This window comes from Sodalis sp. RH22 (assembly GCF_047324165.1).
Taxonomy (GTDB): Bacteria; Pseudomonadota; Gammaproteobacteria; order Enterobacterales; family Enterobacteriaceae; genus Acerihabitans.
Genome location: NZ_CP178731.1, coordinates 3,394,560 through 3,410,307, shown reverse-complemented (window position 1 = coordinate 3,410,307; position 15,748 = coordinate 3,394,560). Strand labels below are relative to the sequence as shown.

Sequence of the window (15,748 nt, the reverse complement as noted above, 5' to 3'; positions counted from 1 at the left end):
ATGAAAAAAATACTGAACTCCCCCGACGCCTATGCCGATGAGGCGCTGGCGGGCATGTGCCTGGCGCATCCCCATCTCTATCGGCAGATCGGGGAAGAGGGCCGGGTCGTGGTGCGCAACGCCGGCGTCAAAAAAGATAAAGTGGCGATTGTTTCCGGCGGCGGCAGCGGGCATTTGCCTTTGTTTGCCGGTTATGTCGGCCAGGGCCTGCTGGATGCCTGCGCGGTGGGTAACGTGTTTGCCGGCCCCGCCGTGATGGACTGCATGGACGCCATTCGCGCCGCCGATAACGGCCGGGGCGTGCTGCTGTTGTTCGGCAATTACGGCGGCGACAAGATGAATTTCGCCATGGCCGCCGAGATGCTGGCGGCGGAAAATATCCGCACGGCGACGGTGCTGGCCGCCGACGACGCCGGCAGCGCGCCGCGCGCGGAACGGCACAAACGCCGCGGCGTCGCCGGCCTGGTTTATGCCTATAAAATTGCCGGCGCCAGGGCCGAGCAGCCCGGCGCCACGCTGGAATCCGTTGCCGCCGTCGCCGCGCGCGCCCTGGACAACACGGTCACGCTCGGCGTGGCGCTGTCGTCTTGTACCGTACCGGAGGCGGGCAAACCGACCTTTACGCTGGGCGACGACGAGATGGAAATCGGCATGGGCATCCACGGCGAGCCGGGCATCCGCCGCGGCCCGCTGCTAAGCGCCGATGAAATGGTGGGTGAAATGCTGGATACGCTGATTCAGGACGGCGGTTTCGCCGCCGGCGATCGGGTGTCGGTCATGGTCAATTCCCTCGGCGCCACGCCGCTGGAAGAGTTGTTTATACTGTATCGCCATGTAGACCGGCGCCTGCGTGACCAGGGCATCCAGGTCGTGGCGCCCCGCACCGGCCGTTATGCCACCTCGATGGAAATGGCCGGCATGTCATTGTCTCTCATCAGGCTGGACCGGGAACTTGAATCCCTGCTGCTGGAGCCGGCCCATTGTCCCTACTGGAGTAATCTCTGATGACCAATCAGGAATTGATTGCGCTGTTGACGCGATGTACCGCCAAAATCCGCGAGGTCTCGCCCAGGCTTAACGAGCTGGACGGCCGTTTGGGCGACGGCGATTTGGGGGCGACCCTTGAGAAATGCGCGCGGTTAACCGACCAGGCCCTGGCGGCGGCGCCCGCGGATATCGCCCCGGTATTCCAGGCCGCGGCCATGGCCTGCGTGCGCGCCTCGGGATCAAGCTTTGGCACCCTGCTGGGGGTGGCGCTGCTGACCGCGGCGCAACAATGCGCCGGCAAAACCACGCTGCGGCGCGAGGATATCGCGCCTTTGCTGGAGGCGGTGCTGGCGGCGCTGATGGCGCGCGGCGGCGCAAGCCTTGGCGATAAAACGGTGCTGGACCCGCTGGATGCGGTGCGCCGGGCGCTGCAGGCGGCGGCGCCGGGCGACGATTATCACGCCCTTGCCGTCGGCGCGGTGCGCGCCACGCTGGAAGAATACCGGCAAAAACCTAATAAAATCGGCCGCGCGCGCATGTTCGCCGAACGTTCCATCGGTTTGGACGATCCCGGCATGGTGGCTTTTGCCTGTCTGGTGCACGCCGCCGCCGGCCATGCGGCAATCCCTCAGGAGGTGTCATGATGCCAGGATCCCTGGAAGGACTGAAAGTGCTCGACCTGTCGCGTTTTATCGCCGGTCCCCTGTGCGCCATGCAACTGGCCGATCTGGGCGCGGACGTGGTAAAAGTCGAGCGGCGGGGCAAGGGGGAGGACACGCGCCAGAACAAGCCGCAGCTAAATGGGCAAAGCCTCTATTTCCTGTCGTTCAACCGCAATAAGCGCAGCCTGGCGCTGGATTTTCGCGACCCGCAAGACCAGGAACAGCTGCGGCAGCTGATCGCCGCGGCCGATGTGCTGATCGAAAACTTTCGCCCCGGCACCATGGAAAAAATGGGCTGCGGGTGGGAAGCCCTGAAACAACTCAACCCGCGCCTGATCATGGTACGCATCTCAGGGTTCGGCCAAACCGGCCCGCTGGCGCAGCGTCCCTGCTTTGACGCCATCGCCCAGGCGATGAGCGGCCTGATGAGCATTTGCGGCCAGCCCGACGGTCCGCCGACCATGTCCGGCACCTTTATGGTGGATTATGCCTCCGCCCTTTACGCCACCATCGGCACGCTGGCGGCGCTGAACGCCCGTCACCTGACCGGGCGCGGCCAGCTGGTGGAGGCCTGCCTGCTCGACAGCGCCATCAGCATGCTGATTTCAGCCATCCCGGAACAGGCCCAGCTTGGCAGCACCATGTCGCGCATCGGCAATCTCGATCGTTTCTCCGCGCCGGTAAACAGCTACCAGACCGGCGACGACGCCTGGATTTACCTGTCCGCCGGCACCGATACGCTGTTCGGCCGCCTGGCGCAGGCCATGGAGCGCGCCGATTTGCTGGCGGATGACCGCTTCAGCACCTATCACGCGCGCCTGGAAAACTACCGCGCCATCGACGGGGTGGTGGCGGACTGGATAAAAAACCATACCGCGGAGGACGTCGTGGCAAGGATGGATCTGGCCGGCGTGCCCTGCTCCAAGGTCGCCACCATTGACGAGGTGCTGGAGAATCCGCAGCTCAGGGCGCGCAACCAACTGGTGGACATTACGCATCCCACCGCCGGCGTCTATACCACCCATGGCGTTACCGTCGGCCTGTCGGACACGCCCGGCATGATCCGCCGTCCGCCGCCGCTGGTGGGGGAGCATACCGGCGAAGTGCTGGCCGAGTGGTGCGGCATCACCCATACCCACAAGGCGTAAACGCCGCCAGGAGGAGGATTATATGGCCCGTATCAACCCTGAACTTCGGGATCCGACCTATGAAAATGTGGTGGTCGGCGAATTAATCGGCCCGCTGGCGGTAACGGCGGATGAAGCCTATCGCCGCCGCGCCTGTTTTGCCCTGGACGACTACAGCGCGGACTATTGCCCTGCGTCCGGGCCGTACGTGCCGGCCGCCATGCTGGGCCGCGATCTGGTGGCCCTGTTCTGCAGTGTTTACGATCCCAGCCGCACGGTGGGGCTGCATCAAAAGGAAGAGATCTGGTTTGTGAACCCGGTTCCGCTAAACGCCGGGCTGCGTTATACCGGCAAATACACCGATAAATATATGAAGCGCGGCAAGGGCTATACCGTGTTTGATACCGAGGCCCGCGACGCCGATACCGGCGAACTCTACGTGCGCCAGATCAGCACCGAGATCATGCGCATTCCGGACAATATCCAGCTGGGCGCCGGCGGGTCCCGCGCCGCGCCCGCGCCGGGCCATATCGAACCGCACTGGCCCGCGCACGTGACGCCCGCGGCGAAAGCGGACGCCGCGCTGCGCCCGGGCACGCCGGTTACGCCGCTCACCAAATGCCCGGAACAGGGGCAAATGACGGTGTTTTCCGGCGGCAATACCCAGTGGTACAACATCCATACCGATATCGAGGTGGCGCTTAAGGCCGGTTTTCGCGACACCCTGGCCCAGGGCATGATGGAAACCTGCTGGGTGGCGGAAATGCTGGCCGGTTTTATCGGCCCGTCGTGGCATACCTCGGGCTGGATAAAAATGGCCTATATCAAACCGGTCTATCGTGCCGACCGTATCACCTGCAAAGCCGTGGTCCAGGACATCGTCGGGCAACGGGTGACCTTCCATGTCTGGGCCGAGAACCAGCATGGAGACATGACCGCCGTGGGGTGGGCAAGCGCCGATAAAGCACATAACGCATAACGCCGTTAGCGGTAGTTAACGGCACATCTTTATTTTTATTGTCATCACGCTCTATAAAGCGTGCGGGAAACCGCGCGCATAAAAACAACCCTACACTAATAGCTCCTGACGGAGGTTATATGACTAACGTAACGAACGAAACCGCGCAACAGCCCGCGGCGGAGAAAATAAATAAAAAGGAATTGTCGCGTGTGGCGTTTGCCAGCCTGATTGGCACTTTTATCGAATTTTATGACTACTTTATTTATGGCGCGGCGGCGGGGCTGGTATTTCCCCATCTGTTTTTCAGCGATATGCCGCCCACCGTCGCCACTATCGTTTCGTTCGCCACGCTGGGCGTGGCCTTTATTACGCGTCCCATCGGCGCCGTAATATTCGGCCATTTCGGCGATACGATCGGGCGCAAGGCGATGCTGCTGGCCTCGGTGACCATTATGGGCGGCGCGACCGTGGTCATCGGCCTGTTGCCCACCTATGAAACCATCGGCGTGGCCGCGCCCATCCTGCTGGTGATAACCCGGTTAATCCAGGGGCTGGCGGTGGGCGGCGAGTGGGGCGGAGCCACCACCATGATGATCGAATACGCGCCGCCTAACCGGCGCGGCTTTTACGGTACCTTTGTCCAGCTGGGCAACGTATTCGGCGTACTGGTCTCGACCATGGCGTTTGCGCTGGCCTCGTCATTGCCGAAGGACATCTTCCTGGACTGGGGCTGGCGCATTCCTTTCCTCGCCAGTATTTTGCTGATGTTCGTGGGCATCTTTATCCGCCTGAAAATCCAGGAACCGCCGATGTTTCGCAAAGTGCAGGCGGAACGCGAGAAAAATAAGCTGCCCATCGTCGTGGTATTTAAAAAGTTTCCCAAACAGATTTTCCTGGCGGCCGGGCTGCGCGTCAGTGAAAGCGTGGTGGGTTACCTGGTTATTAGTTTTGTCTTGCAATATTGCACCTCTCACTTTGGCATGCAGGGCAATACGGTGTTACTCGGCGTCATGATTGCGGCGGCGTCGGGAATTATCACCTTCCCGCTGTGGGGACTGCTTTCCGATAAGATCGGCCGCCGGTCGGTATTCCTCATCGGCTCCCTGGGTTCGTGCCTGCTGGCCTATCCGTTTTACTACTTGATCAACACCGGCAATATCTGGGGTATTTATGCCGGCCTGGTGCTGGCCTACAGTTTTATTGTCGGGTCGATGTACAGTATCGAACCCTGCTATTTGTCGGAACTGTTTTCCACCGAAGTACGTTATACCGGCGTCTCCGTCGGCTCGCAGATTGCCGGCATCTTCGGCGGCTTTACCCCCGCGGTCGCCACCGTGCTGGTGGCCTGGGCCGGCGGCGCATTCTGGCCCATAGCCCTGATGATTATCGTCTGCGGCCTGATTACCGCGCTGTGCGCCCTCGGGGCGGGTGAAACGCTCGGGCGCGATCTGAACAGCGATATGATGCCGGTAAAAAAGCATAAAGGTAACGCCGAATCGTACCTGCTGAAAACGCGCTAGTCACGTGTCCCGGGGCGAAGGCGCGGCGCGCCGACACCGGCCGGATGCTATCGCCCGGCGCGCTTCGCTTAACGGTTTTCTGCTTTCACGCCGGCGCCGCTGCGGGCGGGTCGCTCCGGCGGCGAGCACGGGGCTGGCCTGACCGCCGGGGCCTGGCGCGGGGATATCTCTGATTATGTGAATAAAAACGTTTTTTTAAGCGGGCGCGACGGTACAATAACGTTCACGAAGGTTTCCCGGCTCATCTCGCTTAAGGGTGCAAGGTTCGGATTGAATGGCAAAAAAATCGGCGCCAGGTAAGCGCCCGTCATCGACTAACAAAGTCTCCATCCACGATGTGGCCCGCGAAGCGGGGGTTGCCCTGTCCACGGTATCCAACGCGCTGAGCGGCAAGGACAATGTCAGGGCGGACACCCGGCTGAAAGTACAGGCGGCGGCCGACCGGCTGGGCTACCGGGTATCGGTGGTGGCGCGGTCCCTGCGCATGCGCCGCACTTTTACGCTGGGCGTGCTGCTGGCCGACGTGGCCAACCCGTCGTCGCCGGATTTCCTGCGCGGCATCGAGGATGTGGCCGATCAAGAACAATGCAGCCTGCTGGTGTGCAACACCGACGGCAGGCTGGAAAAACAGCTCGAGCAGATGCGCGTGCTGCTTGACCGCCGGGTGGATGGCCTGGTGCTGCTGTCGCAGCACTGCGGGCAGCCGGAGGTCAGGGAACTGCTGGCGGGCGATACGCCCTATGTGCTGCTGCAACGCCGATCGCTTGCGCATGAAGACACCTATGTCGGCGCCAATAACGAGGAAGGCATCGGCGCGGCGGTGAAGCACCTGGCCGGCCTGGGGCACCGGCGTATCGGCCTGATTCGCGGCCCCGGCGACTCCTCCACCGCCGACGAACGTTATGAGGCCTACCTCCAGGCCATGGCGGCGCATCGGCTGCCGGTGCCGCCCGGCTATGTGGTACAGGGCGATTACCATGTCATGGGCGGGTACCGGGCCGCCAAACGGTTTTTCGCCATGGACCCGCGGCCCACCGCGATACTGGCGGCCAATGATATGAGCGCCATCGGCGTGATGAATGCCGCCCATGAGGCGGGACTGGCCATACCGGCCGATTTTTCGTTAATCGGCCTGGATGATATCGAGATGGCGTCGTTTTCGCCCATCAACCTGACCACCATTGCCCTGCAGCGGCGTGAAATGGGCGCGGCGGCCAGCACGCTGCTGATGAAAATGATCCGCCAGAAAAGCACGCCCAAGCCTAAAAAGAAAATCTTCCCGATGAAGCTTATCGTGCGCGGGTCCACCGGGCCGGCCAAAGCGGACTAACCGGCGGCGTCAGGGGCCATACTCCGCGCGCTATTCCCTGGCCGGTTCCAGGCCGGAACCGGCGCGATAATCCGGTTAAACCGATCCTGGCTGGAACAGCGTGCCGTGCGGATCGATCACCTTGCGAATCAAATGCACCTCTTCCGCCGTCGGCGGCGCGGTTGGCCGGGGCTCGCCTTCAATAACCGGCTCGAACCCCATATTGTCCAGCACCTGCTCCAGGGTAAAACCCGGATGTATCGAGCGTAAACGCATCATTTTCGACGCCGGATGGAAATCGAAAATGGCTTTGTCGGTTACGCACAGGCTGGGACCCGGGCCGGGCAGGCCGAGCGCCCGGCGGCTGTCGCCGCCGTCGAGATACCCGACGCTTGTGATAAAATCCACCTTCGGCACAAACCCGCGCCGGGACAGATCGGTGACGATAATCGGGCGTTTGATAAAAGCCAGGTGCTCGGTTTGCGCCAGGCAGCCCACCAGCCTGGTTTTCGGCGGGCTGCCGCCGCCGAGGGCGGTAATATTGAGGTTGCCGTACCGATCAACCTGCGGCGCGGACTCAAAGGACACATCAAACCGGCCGCGGGTCACCATATCGATTTTATAGCCCACATCGGCGGGGGACGCGGCGGCCGGCCAGCGGGTATAGGCATCCTGCAGCAGCGCGTCGGGAATGGCGTCAAGGGACGGGGTCAGCAGGTTGCCCCAGTAAATGGAGAACCCGGGCGCGTGCCGGAGCTGCGCCAGGCGCGCGGCGGCGATGGGGATGCCCACCGCCAGGGTAAAGGCGCGGGCGGCGGTGCCCAGGCCGACAAAACCCAGCTCGTCATCGCGCAGTTCGCGGGCGATGGCGGTTATCATCATTTCTTCCGTGGTGTAATCATCTGCGGTCATAAGCTTACATCTCCCTGGCGACGTCAAAGGCGCGGAGCGCGGTATGGGAACCGAATTTGTCCAGATAGCCGGCGCGATCCCGGGTGGCGAGAATATAGTCGCGCAGGTACCGCGCCGGCCCGTCCGGCTCTTTTGCCGCCGCCAGCCAGGCTTTCAGCGCCGCCTCGTCTTCGTTATAAAACCCATCGGTGGCGGTGGGATGCGCGCCGTAAGGCGTTTCGATCACCGCCTCCACCAGGGTGTGCGGAATGTAGGTCAGCGCCGGGCGCCGGCATATTTCCGCATGGGGCACGATTTTCTCCACGGTAACGATCAGGCGCCTGGACGCGCAAGCCATCATCTGATCGATGTCATCGCTGTCGCGCACCACCGGCCACTGCACATTGCCGTATTCATCGGCCACATAGCCGTGCAGCAGGGTAAAATCCGTTTCCGCCGCTTTCAGCGCCAGGTAGGTGTCGCCGCTAAACGGACAGGTAATAGGTTTGATTTCCTCGGGGCTGTTGGCGCGCATGCCGGTGCCCAGCAGGGCTTTCGACGGCAGGAAGCTCAGCCCCATGGCCGCCGCGCGAAAGCGGGCCACGAAGGCAGATTCGGAATAATCATGGGTCTCGATCGCGCCGTCCTGCACCGCGCGGCGGAAATTGGGCGCCAGCCCGTGGCGGAAGAAACCGGCGTAAATGCCCTCCCAGCGCCGGATGGCGCCGGCGGCGGCGAGCATATCGGTGGCGAGCGTGGTCGCCCAGGTCAGCAGATGCAGGCCGGTAATATCCTGGCGGATCAGTTCGTGCACCAACGCCATCGGCTGGCGGCGCAGCAGCGAGCCGCCCAGGGCGACAGTGGCGCCCGAGGGGATACGGGACACCGCGTCGGGTAGGGTGGTCAGTTTGGATTTCATTGCGTTCCTCGTGTGGTGGCGCAGTATGGCGTCGGGAAGCCGCTTCCCCGCCCATGGGGGATCAGCACGTCATGGGGGTCGACCCGGCGGCGCAAAATGGCGAGCTCCTCGCGGGTGGGCAGCGGGGTGATCGGCGCGTCCGCAACGGACACCGGGAACCCGGTGCTGCGCCGCACGTCGTCCGGGTCGATGCCGGGATGGATGCTGACCACCCGCGCGTGGCCGGAAACGTCGTCGAAGGCGAAAATGCATTTCGGCGTCACTATCCATTCCGGCCCGCCGTGGTTCAGGCCCAGGGCCCGGCGCCCGTCCCGGCCGCCCGGATAACCGACGCCGGACACATAGTCCACCTGCCCGACCAGGCTGCGCGCCTGGTGATGGGGCATCATCAGGTATTCGCGGCCGAAGCAGGTCATATGTTCCGGCAGCAGGATGGAGCCGACCAGGCGCACGTCCGGGCGGCGATAATCGCCGATGCAGGTGCTGTTGATATTGCCCTGCCGGTCCACCTGCACGCCGGAGCCGAAACCGAAATCCACATCCCCGCGCCGTACGGCGTAGTGGCCGGGGTAACTTTGCATTTGCGCCTCGCAGGGCAGATCCTGCAAGCGGGTGTCGAATTCCGCGGTGGGCAGCGCCCTGAGGGCGGAAAAATCGGGATTAATACACCAGCCGGCCAGCAGGATGGTTAAATTGGGGGCATGGGTATGGCGGGCAAATTCCATGGCGGCCAGGGGAATGCCGGTAATATACAGGGCGGCCGCGCCGCCGGTCGCAAGACCGGTAAAACCCACTTCGCCGTCGCGAAAGCGCCTGGCGAGCGTAATGGTGATGATTTCCTCAAGCGTACAGTCATTCGCACTCATGCGGGCAGCTCCGTATTGCGCAGGGCCAGCAGGCGCGTCAGTCCGATGCGCTCCAGCCAGCCCATCGGCGTCAACGCCCGGGTTTCGTCCTGCCAGGCGGCGAATTGCCCAGGCGTCGCGCTGGCCGCCACATATTCCGCGAAGGTCGCGTCGTCGCAGTCGTAAATACCGGGGAGCGAGGTAGGGTGCGCGCCAAATGGCGCCTCGACGATATGCGTGGTGCGAAAGGCCGGGATTTCCACCAGGTGCGGCTGTTTTTGCAGCTCCCGCGGGGTGACGATTTTTTCCACGCTGACAATCACCGTATCGCAGGCGCGGGTTAAGGTGATATCCACGCTTTGTGGCAACATCTTGCGCCGGTGAAACGCCACGTTACCGTATTCGTCGCCAATCGGCGCGTGCACCAGCACCACATCCGGCCGGGCGGGCGGCACCGCCCAAAGCTGAGCGGCGGTGACGGGGCAGGTGAACGGCACGATATCCGCATTGTATTGCGCCACGCCGCTGCCGCCGAGAAAGGTGCACGGCCAGAACGGCAACCCTTCCTGGGAGGCGCGAAAGCGGTCCCAGGCCAGCAGTTCAGGATAATCCACCACCTCCAGCCGGCCTGCTTCCACCGCCCGGCGGAAATTTTTCGCCAGGCCGAATTTTTCCAGCCCGACATAGGAGGTCTCGATACGCGCCACGGCCCCGGCGCCGATAAGCCAATCGGCCTCAATGGCGTTAACGATGCCGACAATGGTCAGGTTGCGCCGTTGCTGACGGACCAGTTCACGCGTCAGGGCCATGGGCCGCTGGTAGATGGCGAACCCGCCCAGGGCGATGCGCTGCCCGTCCCTCACGGTATGCACCGCGGTTTCAAGCGTAGTCAGTTTTGTCGTGCGGCTCACTATCCCCCCTTATCCAGCGTCTTATCGCCCGTCCATCGTCAGCCCGGCAGGTTATGAATCGTATATGAGATCGATCTCATATATAATGAAAAAAAACGCCCAACGGGGCGGATGAAGCGTCGCTCTGCGGTGAATACCCGGCGGTAAAGCACGTGGTCATGACGGCGGCGACCTGGTTTATAAATTATCGGGCTTTGCGCGCGCTGGCTGTGAGATCGATCCCAGTTTTAACATCGTTAACCAGTGTATAACCCGGGAAGAAACCTATGGGCCGGCGGGAAGAAGGCGCAATGAAGAACATCACTACCATCACGGCTGCGGCCAAACGCCCGACGCTGCTGGATATCGCCCGCGAATGCGGCCTCTCGCGCGCGACGGTGGCCCGGGCGTTGTCCGGCAAGGGATACGTCAATCCCCAGCGCAGGCAGCTTATCCATGATACCGCCGAACGCCTGGGATACCGCACCTCGGCCATCGCCCGCGCGCTGCGCACCCAGAAATCCGCCACCATCGGCGTGCTGATTGCCGATATCACCAATCCCATCTTTCCCGAGATCGTCAAGGGCATAGACGAAGCGGTATCCGTGGACAACTACACCCTGTTTCTGTGCAACACCGATGAGGACGTCGTTAAGCAACGCGCCTTGATCCGCTCCCTGCTGGACCGCCAGGTGGACGGGCTTATCCTCATATCCCAGACCGTCGCGGATGAAGCGCTCGCATTGCTGCAGGCGGGCCCGCCCTGCGTCTTTGTCAATCGCCGGCCCGACCCCCTGTTCGGCGATTATATCGGCCCCGATAACGCCATGGGGGTGGCGCAGCTGCTGGAGCATCTTTACGCGCTGGGGCATCGCCGCATGGCCTATGTGGCCGGTCCGGCGGCGTCCTCTACCGCCCAGGAGCGGCGGGCCTGTTTTATCCGGGAAATGGCGCGCCTGGGCTGCCCCGTGCCGGAGGGATTTATTATCGCGGGGTCCTACCAGGGGGAAAGCGGGCGACTGGCCGCGGCGGCTTTATTAGAGTGCGCCCCGCCGCCCACCGCCATCCTGGCGCCCAATGACTTTGTCGCCCTGGAAATCATCGCTTTTTTAAATGAACGCGGCTTACGGGTACCGGACGATATCTCGGTGACCGGTTTTGACGATGCGTTCAAGCTGGGTGTCGGCGGCCTGTATGCGCTGCGCGCGCAGGGGCTGACCACCATCGATCAGCCAAAACGGCAACTGGGCCGCCTGGCGGGCGAGGCCCTGCTAAAGCGCATGGCGCAGCCGGGCGCGCCGTTCGCCACCACCCTCCTGCCGACGCTATTAGCCGTCAGGGACAGCACGGCGCCGGCAAAATCCTGACCGGGCCGCCCCGTCGGCGGGCAAACGCCGGGATTAACCGTGCGCCGTTTGATAATGCCCCAGCCAGGTTTCCAGATGCGCCGCCGTCAGCGGCGGCGAGTGATAAAAGCCCTGGACTTCATCACAGCCCAGCGCGCGCAGCGATGTAAATGTGCCGGCGTCCTCGACGCCTTCCGCCAGCACGGTATAGTCCAGCGCCTTAAGCATGCTGATCACATGGCTGACGATAGTATGGCTGGCCTTGTCGGTGGTCAGGGTTTTGATAAGGGAACGATCGAGTTTGATGATATCCAGGGGCATTTTGCGCAGATAGCCGATATTGCTGTAGCCGGTGCCGAAGTCATCCAGCGAAATGGTAAAGCCCCGCTGTTTTAACCTCTCCAGGCCGTGCAGCGCCTCGGCGCTTTCCAGCACCCTTTCCGTCTCCAGGCATTCAATGCCCAGCAGCGCGGGCGGCAGCCCGTGCGCCGTTATTTTTTCCGCCAGCGCATCGGCAAAATGCGGCCGGGATAAATCGCTGACGCCGACGTTAATGGAAACCGGCAAATGTATCCCTTTTGCCGACCATTGCTTAACCTGGTCCAGGGCCGCGTTGATGACCCAGTCGGTCAGCGCGGCCATCAGGGTGGTTTTTTCCAGCAGCGGAATAAACCGGTCGGGGGTGATGTTGCCCAGCGCCGGATGCTGCCAGCGGATCAGGGCTTCAAGCCCCGTTACCCGCCCGTTGCGTAAGGCGATTTTGGGCTGGAACACCAGATACAAGCCGGGTTTGCCATGCAGGTACGGGTAGAAATCATTCAGCAGCCGGAAATCCTCTTTTTGCCGGGCGTCGCTGGCGGCGTCATACGCCATGACGCGTTTTTTGCGGCCGATGGCGTCATGCAGGGCGCTTACCGCCCGGCGCAGGATTTCGGTAGGATCCAGCTCACCCGGCGCAAAGCCGACATAACCCGCTGAAATATGCAGGTCAATGTTGATTTGCGTGTTGATATGGGCGCTAAGCCCCGCCAGGTGGTCGTTAAGCTCCGCGGGCGGTATCGGGCTGTCATCGTCCATAATCACCGCGTACCGTCCGGTGGCGACGCTATACAGCGTATCATGCCACTCCAGTTTCAGCCTGAGCAGGGTGGCCATATCCCTGAGCATATCCTCCACCACCGTCATGCCCAGGGAACGGGCGATTTCATAGGCGAAGGGCATATCGATACAGTCAAACAACATCAGGCGATAGCGCCTGACCGCGCCGGGTGTTTGCAACAGGCGCAGATCGTTCATCAACCGCTGGCGGTTGGGCAGCAGGGTCACCGCGTCGATATAGCCAATGTTATGCCAGGCTTCCAGGAACGCCGAAACCAGCCCGGCCATAATGCGCAAGGTCGCGATCTGCTCGCTGGTAAAGAGACGGGGCTGGATATCAATCAGGCACAGGGTGCCGATAATCACGCCGTCCCGCGACCGCAGCGGCGCGCCGGCGTAAAACCTGACATAAGGCTCGCCCCGCACAAACGGGTTATCGCGAAACCGGGGGTCCAGGCGCATATCGGCGCAGACCGTGATATCGTCGGCGGCCACGGCGGTCAGGCAAAATGCGTCTTCCCGCCGCGTTTCCGTCACCGGCGCCGGAAGCGCGTAGGGCGCTTTTAAATACTGGGTATCGCCGTCGAGGATAGCGATAAAGCTGGTGGCGATGCCCAGCGTCTTGCCGGTCAGCCGGGTCATCCTGCCCAGTATTTCGTCACGATCATGCTCATCCGCTTTCAGCAGCTCAATGGCCGCCAATCGTTTTTTTTCGTCATGACTCAGGTTTGTCAGCATGATCAGGGCCCTTGCGGACGTTCCCAACGGGAAGCCGGTGTAACATCTCACCTTAACGGCGGCTATGGAATGCCGGGGTACATCTTTACCATAGCATTTCATCGGGCGACTTGCCCACACCGCTAAGGACAATATGAGGGAATCGGCCGGCGATAAACGATTTTGTTCCGCACGCGGGGCGTACAGGTGCATTAATGCCGATGTAAGGAAGACAGAGCGCGGGTGATATCGCCGTTTAACGGTAAATACAAGGCATGCTCATTTTTTTCAAAAGAATAGAAACCATATTTTATATAAAATGCCTTGGCCCGGGGATGTTTTGCCTGCGCGTTAATCGCCCAGACCCCTATGGCGGAGTTAAGGGTATTAACGATGGCGTCGACGATAAGCGAGCCGCCCGGGCCTTTACCCTGATAACGAATATCGACCGCCAGCCGGCCAAGCAGGGCGGTGGGCACGGTCGGGTAGCGCGGCAGCTTTTGGGTGGCGGATGCCGCCAGGGCATTGATATTCACGGCGTAGGACGAGAGGGTGTAAAAGCCCAGCACGTTATTATTATTATCCGCGGCCGCATAACATTGGGTAAAGCGTTCGCGGTTTTCCTGGCCGGCATATTTCGCCAGATAAAGATTCAGGCAGGGGACGCCGCAGTCAAAATCCGTTTTGTTATGCTGGTCACCGAGCAGCGTAAAGGTCAGCGCGCGCATTATCTTCCGCCGAACTCCCTGCGCCGGCTCATGGCGCGCAATAGTCCGGCCGGCGTCTTACGATCCTCCAGCAATGTCTCGGCGAACCGCAGCTGATCTTCCATCGCCAATTGCAGTACCGCCGCTTCTTCTATCGCCTGTTTTGCGGCGTCATGGGTGGCGGTAATGATAAAGTCCGTCATGGTGATTCCCTGCAGGTCGGCGGCATGTTTGATTAACGCGTGAAGCGCCAGCGGAATACGGGCTTCAAGCCTGGCGGTTGTTGCCATGGTCACCCCTTTGTTCAGAACCCGGCAGTTTGCCGTACGGGAAGTCTACCTTAATCTTAGCCTGTTTATAATAACCGTTAGCGATAAAAATGACTTATTGCACATATGATCTAATAAGTAAAAATAGTTGCAAGATATTTTTATTAATTAATTATTTTAATTAGTACGCATTAATAGAAAAAATACATAACCTGATGATATGACAAATATTTTTATCGCCGCCGCTTCTGTTGGCACGGAAAAATACGGCGATAATTTACATATCAGCGAAAAAAATCGCTATTTAAATGTGATTATAACGGTGGTGATTTTCATAATATCGTGGCGACGCAATAAGCTTTTAATGCTATTTTTGCGCAAATAGAGCAATAACTCATTTAAACTATTTGTGCGGTTGGGCGCGCAACGTCACCGGGCGACGTTTGCTAAGGCCCGGCCATTATACAAAGCAGGAATATATGCAGGGGTTTTTATGCCGGCGACGCTGTCTCAGTCATCTTATGCCGCTACGGCCGGCTATCAATCGCCGCGTACCGATACCTGGCTCAGGTGCAGCATATTGGTATTGACGATGGCGATATTCACTTCAAAAGGCGTACCGTCATCCAGATACACGACCTCATATAACTCCATCATGGCGTCATTTGGTTTTATATTCATATGTTTGATCATTTCCAGATCAGTAGCATTAAATGCATGAAAATTTTGATCACGTTTATAAACCTTTTTCCCGGTAATCCGCTCGATATAAGAATATTTGGAATTTTCCAGCTCTTTAAACTCTATTGAATTAAACAGAGATGCCGGGAAATGGATATACTCCAGCGAAACCGGAATGTCGTCGAAGCTCATCAGCCGCAGTATTTTATAAACCGAATCGCTGTTTTTAATACGCAACGCCTGTGCCATCGCGGCGTCGGGAACGGCGACAATACTGGCGGAAATCACTTTGCGGCCGGCGCGATGGCCGCCTTTTTGCGCCTGGTAATCAAAAGGAGACAGCGCATGGAACCGGCCGGATTGATTATTTTTACCAATGGAGCCGATATAGATACCCGACCCCTTGATGCGATAAATCCGGCGCTGATCGATAAGGATGCGGGTGGCTTCGCGCACCGTGGCGCGGGTGAGGCATAGCGCCCGTGCAATGGCTATTTCAGTGTCCAGTTTATCCCCGGGCTGCAGATCCGCTTCCTTTATTTTAGCGAGGATATAGTCGATAACCTCTTTTTGTTTTTCCGTAATATTGTCGGTCATCTCGTCATCTTCCGCCGCGTTATCAGATTGCGCACACCAAAGGCATAGTTTCCGGAGCGGGTAACAGAAGTCCACCAGCCGGCACGATGTGCATGATAAATGTGATCAAGTTAACAGCTTTACTGTAAAGCCATCCTGTCTGCTCATCTTTGCAAGCTTACCTCTTGTGTATAGTCACGTCCAGGTGCATTCTAAAGATGACTATACAAATTCAACATGTAC

15 protein-coding genes are annotated in these 15,748 nt (G+C 60.2%); 7 read left to right on the top strand and 8 right to left on the bottom strand.

The window, feature by feature from the left end; all coding sequences use genetic code 11:
* From ACL2XN_RS15535 to ACL2XN_RS15510, 6 genes are all read left to right on the top strand, one after another.
* Complete coding sequence (locus tag ACL2XN_RS15535; protein WP_413729013.1) at nucleotides 1-1,005, top strand: dihydroxyacetone kinase subunit DhaK; 1,005 nt, start codon at nucleotides 1-3, stop codon at nucleotides 1,003-1,005.
* Nucleotides 1,005-1,631, top strand: a complete 627-nt coding sequence (locus tag ACL2XN_RS15530) for a DAK2 domain-containing protein (RefSeq protein ID WP_410012489.1) — start codon at nucleotides 1,005-1,007, stop codon at nucleotides 1,629-1,631. The genes ACL2XN_RS15535 and ACL2XN_RS15530 overlap by 1 nt, the downstream gene beginning before the upstream one ends.
* Entirely contained in the window at nucleotides 1,628-2,797 is a 1,170-nt protein-coding gene (locus tag ACL2XN_RS15525) for a CaiB/BaiF CoA transferase family protein (protein WP_410012488.1), read from the top strand. The genes ACL2XN_RS15530 and ACL2XN_RS15525 overlap by 4 nt, the downstream gene beginning before the upstream one ends.
* Before the next feature lie 22 nt (nucleotides 2,798-2,819).
* Entirely contained in the window at nucleotides 2,820-3,755 is a 936-nt protein-coding gene (locus ACL2XN_RS15520; RefSeq protein ID WP_410012487.1) for a MaoC family dehydratase, read from the top strand.
* 119 nt (nucleotides 3,756-3,874) lie between these two features.
* Entirely contained in the window at nucleotides 3,875-5,257 is a 1,383-nt protein-coding gene (locus ACL2XN_RS15515; RefSeq protein WP_410012486.1) for an MFS transporter, read from the top strand.
* A 274-nt stretch (nucleotides 5,258-5,531) separates the two neighbouring features.
* On the top strand, nucleotides 5,532-6,587 hold the full coding sequence (locus tag ACL2XN_RS15510) for a LacI family DNA-binding transcriptional regulator (RefSeq protein ID WP_410012485.1): 1,056 nt from the start codon (nucleotides 5,532-5,534) through the stop codon (nucleotides 6,585-6,587).
* A gap of 75 nt (nucleotides 6,588-6,662) precedes the next feature.
* On the opposite strand, the gene ACL2XN_RS15505 is transcribed toward ACL2XN_RS15510, so the two are convergent.
* The 4 genes from ACL2XN_RS15505 to ACL2XN_RS15490 are packed head-to-tail and all read right to left on the bottom strand — an operon-like array spanning nucleotide 6,663 to nucleotide 10,132.
* Nucleotides 6,663-7,478 (bottom strand): CoA-transferase subunit beta, encoded by an 816-nt coding sequence (locus tag ACL2XN_RS15505; RefSeq protein ID WP_413729012.1) that lies wholly within the window; start codon nucleotides 7,476-7,478, stop codon nucleotides 6,663-6,665.
* Between the two features lie 4 nt (nucleotides 7,479-7,482).
* Nucleotides 7,483-8,376, bottom strand: coding sequence for a CoA transferase subunit A (locus ACL2XN_RS15500; RefSeq protein ID WP_413727310.1), 894 nt, complete (start codon nucleotides 8,374-8,376; stop codon nucleotides 7,483-7,485).
* Nucleotides 8,373-9,242 carry a hypothetical protein gene (locus ACL2XN_RS15495; RefSeq protein WP_413729011.1) on the bottom strand — a complete coding sequence of 290 codons (870 nt, stop codon included), beginning with the start codon at nucleotides 9,240-9,242 and terminating at the stop codon, nucleotides 8,373-8,375. The genes ACL2XN_RS15500 and ACL2XN_RS15495 overlap by 4 nt, the downstream gene beginning before the upstream one ends.
* Nucleotides 9,239-10,132, bottom strand: coding sequence for a CoA transferase subunit A (locus tag ACL2XN_RS15490; RefSeq protein ID WP_413729010.1), 894 nt, complete (start codon nucleotides 10,130-10,132; stop codon nucleotides 9,239-9,241). The genes ACL2XN_RS15495 and ACL2XN_RS15490 overlap by 4 nt, the downstream gene beginning before the upstream one ends.
* Nucleotides 10,133-10,422: 290 nt before the next feature.
* On the opposite strand from ACL2XN_RS15490, the gene ACL2XN_RS15485 reads away from it, so the two are divergent.
* Nucleotides 10,423-11,478 carry a LacI family DNA-binding transcriptional regulator gene (locus ACL2XN_RS15485; protein WP_413729009.1) on the top strand — a complete coding sequence of 352 codons (1,056 nt, stop codon included), beginning with the start codon at nucleotides 10,423-10,425 and terminating at the stop codon, nucleotides 11,476-11,478.
* A gap of 33 nt (nucleotides 11,479-11,511) precedes the next feature.
* Here the strand turns inward: ACL2XN_RS15485 and ACL2XN_RS15480 are convergent, their stop codons facing one another.
* From ACL2XN_RS15480 to ACL2XN_RS15465, 4 genes are all read right to left on the bottom strand, one after another.
* Nucleotides 11,512-13,293 carry an EAL domain-containing protein gene (locus ACL2XN_RS15480; RefSeq protein WP_410012479.1) on the bottom strand — a complete coding sequence of 594 codons (1,782 nt, stop codon included), beginning with the start codon at nucleotides 13,291-13,293 and terminating at the stop codon, nucleotides 11,512-11,514.
* A 191-nt stretch (nucleotides 13,294-13,484) separates the two neighbouring features.
* On the bottom strand, nucleotides 13,485-14,000 hold the full coding sequence (locus tag ACL2XN_RS15475) for a GNAT family N-acetyltransferase (protein ID WP_413729008.1): 516 nt from the start codon (nucleotides 13,998-14,000) through the stop codon (nucleotides 13,485-13,487).
* The gene (locus ACL2XN_RS15470) at nucleotides 14,000-14,269 is read right to left on the bottom strand and encodes a DUF1778 domain-containing protein (protein ID WP_413729007.1); all 270 of its coding nucleotides are present in this window, start codon (nucleotides 14,267-14,269) and stop codon (nucleotides 14,000-14,002) included. Before ACL2XN_RS15470 ends, ACL2XN_RS15475 begins: the two co-directional genes overlap by 1 nt.
* Before the next feature lie 519 nt (nucleotides 14,270-14,788).
* Entirely contained in the window at nucleotides 14,789-15,526 is a 738-nt protein-coding gene (locus ACL2XN_RS15465) for a GntR family transcriptional regulator (protein ID WP_413729006.1), read from the bottom strand.
* Nucleotides 15,527-15,748: the final 222 nt, after the last annotated feature.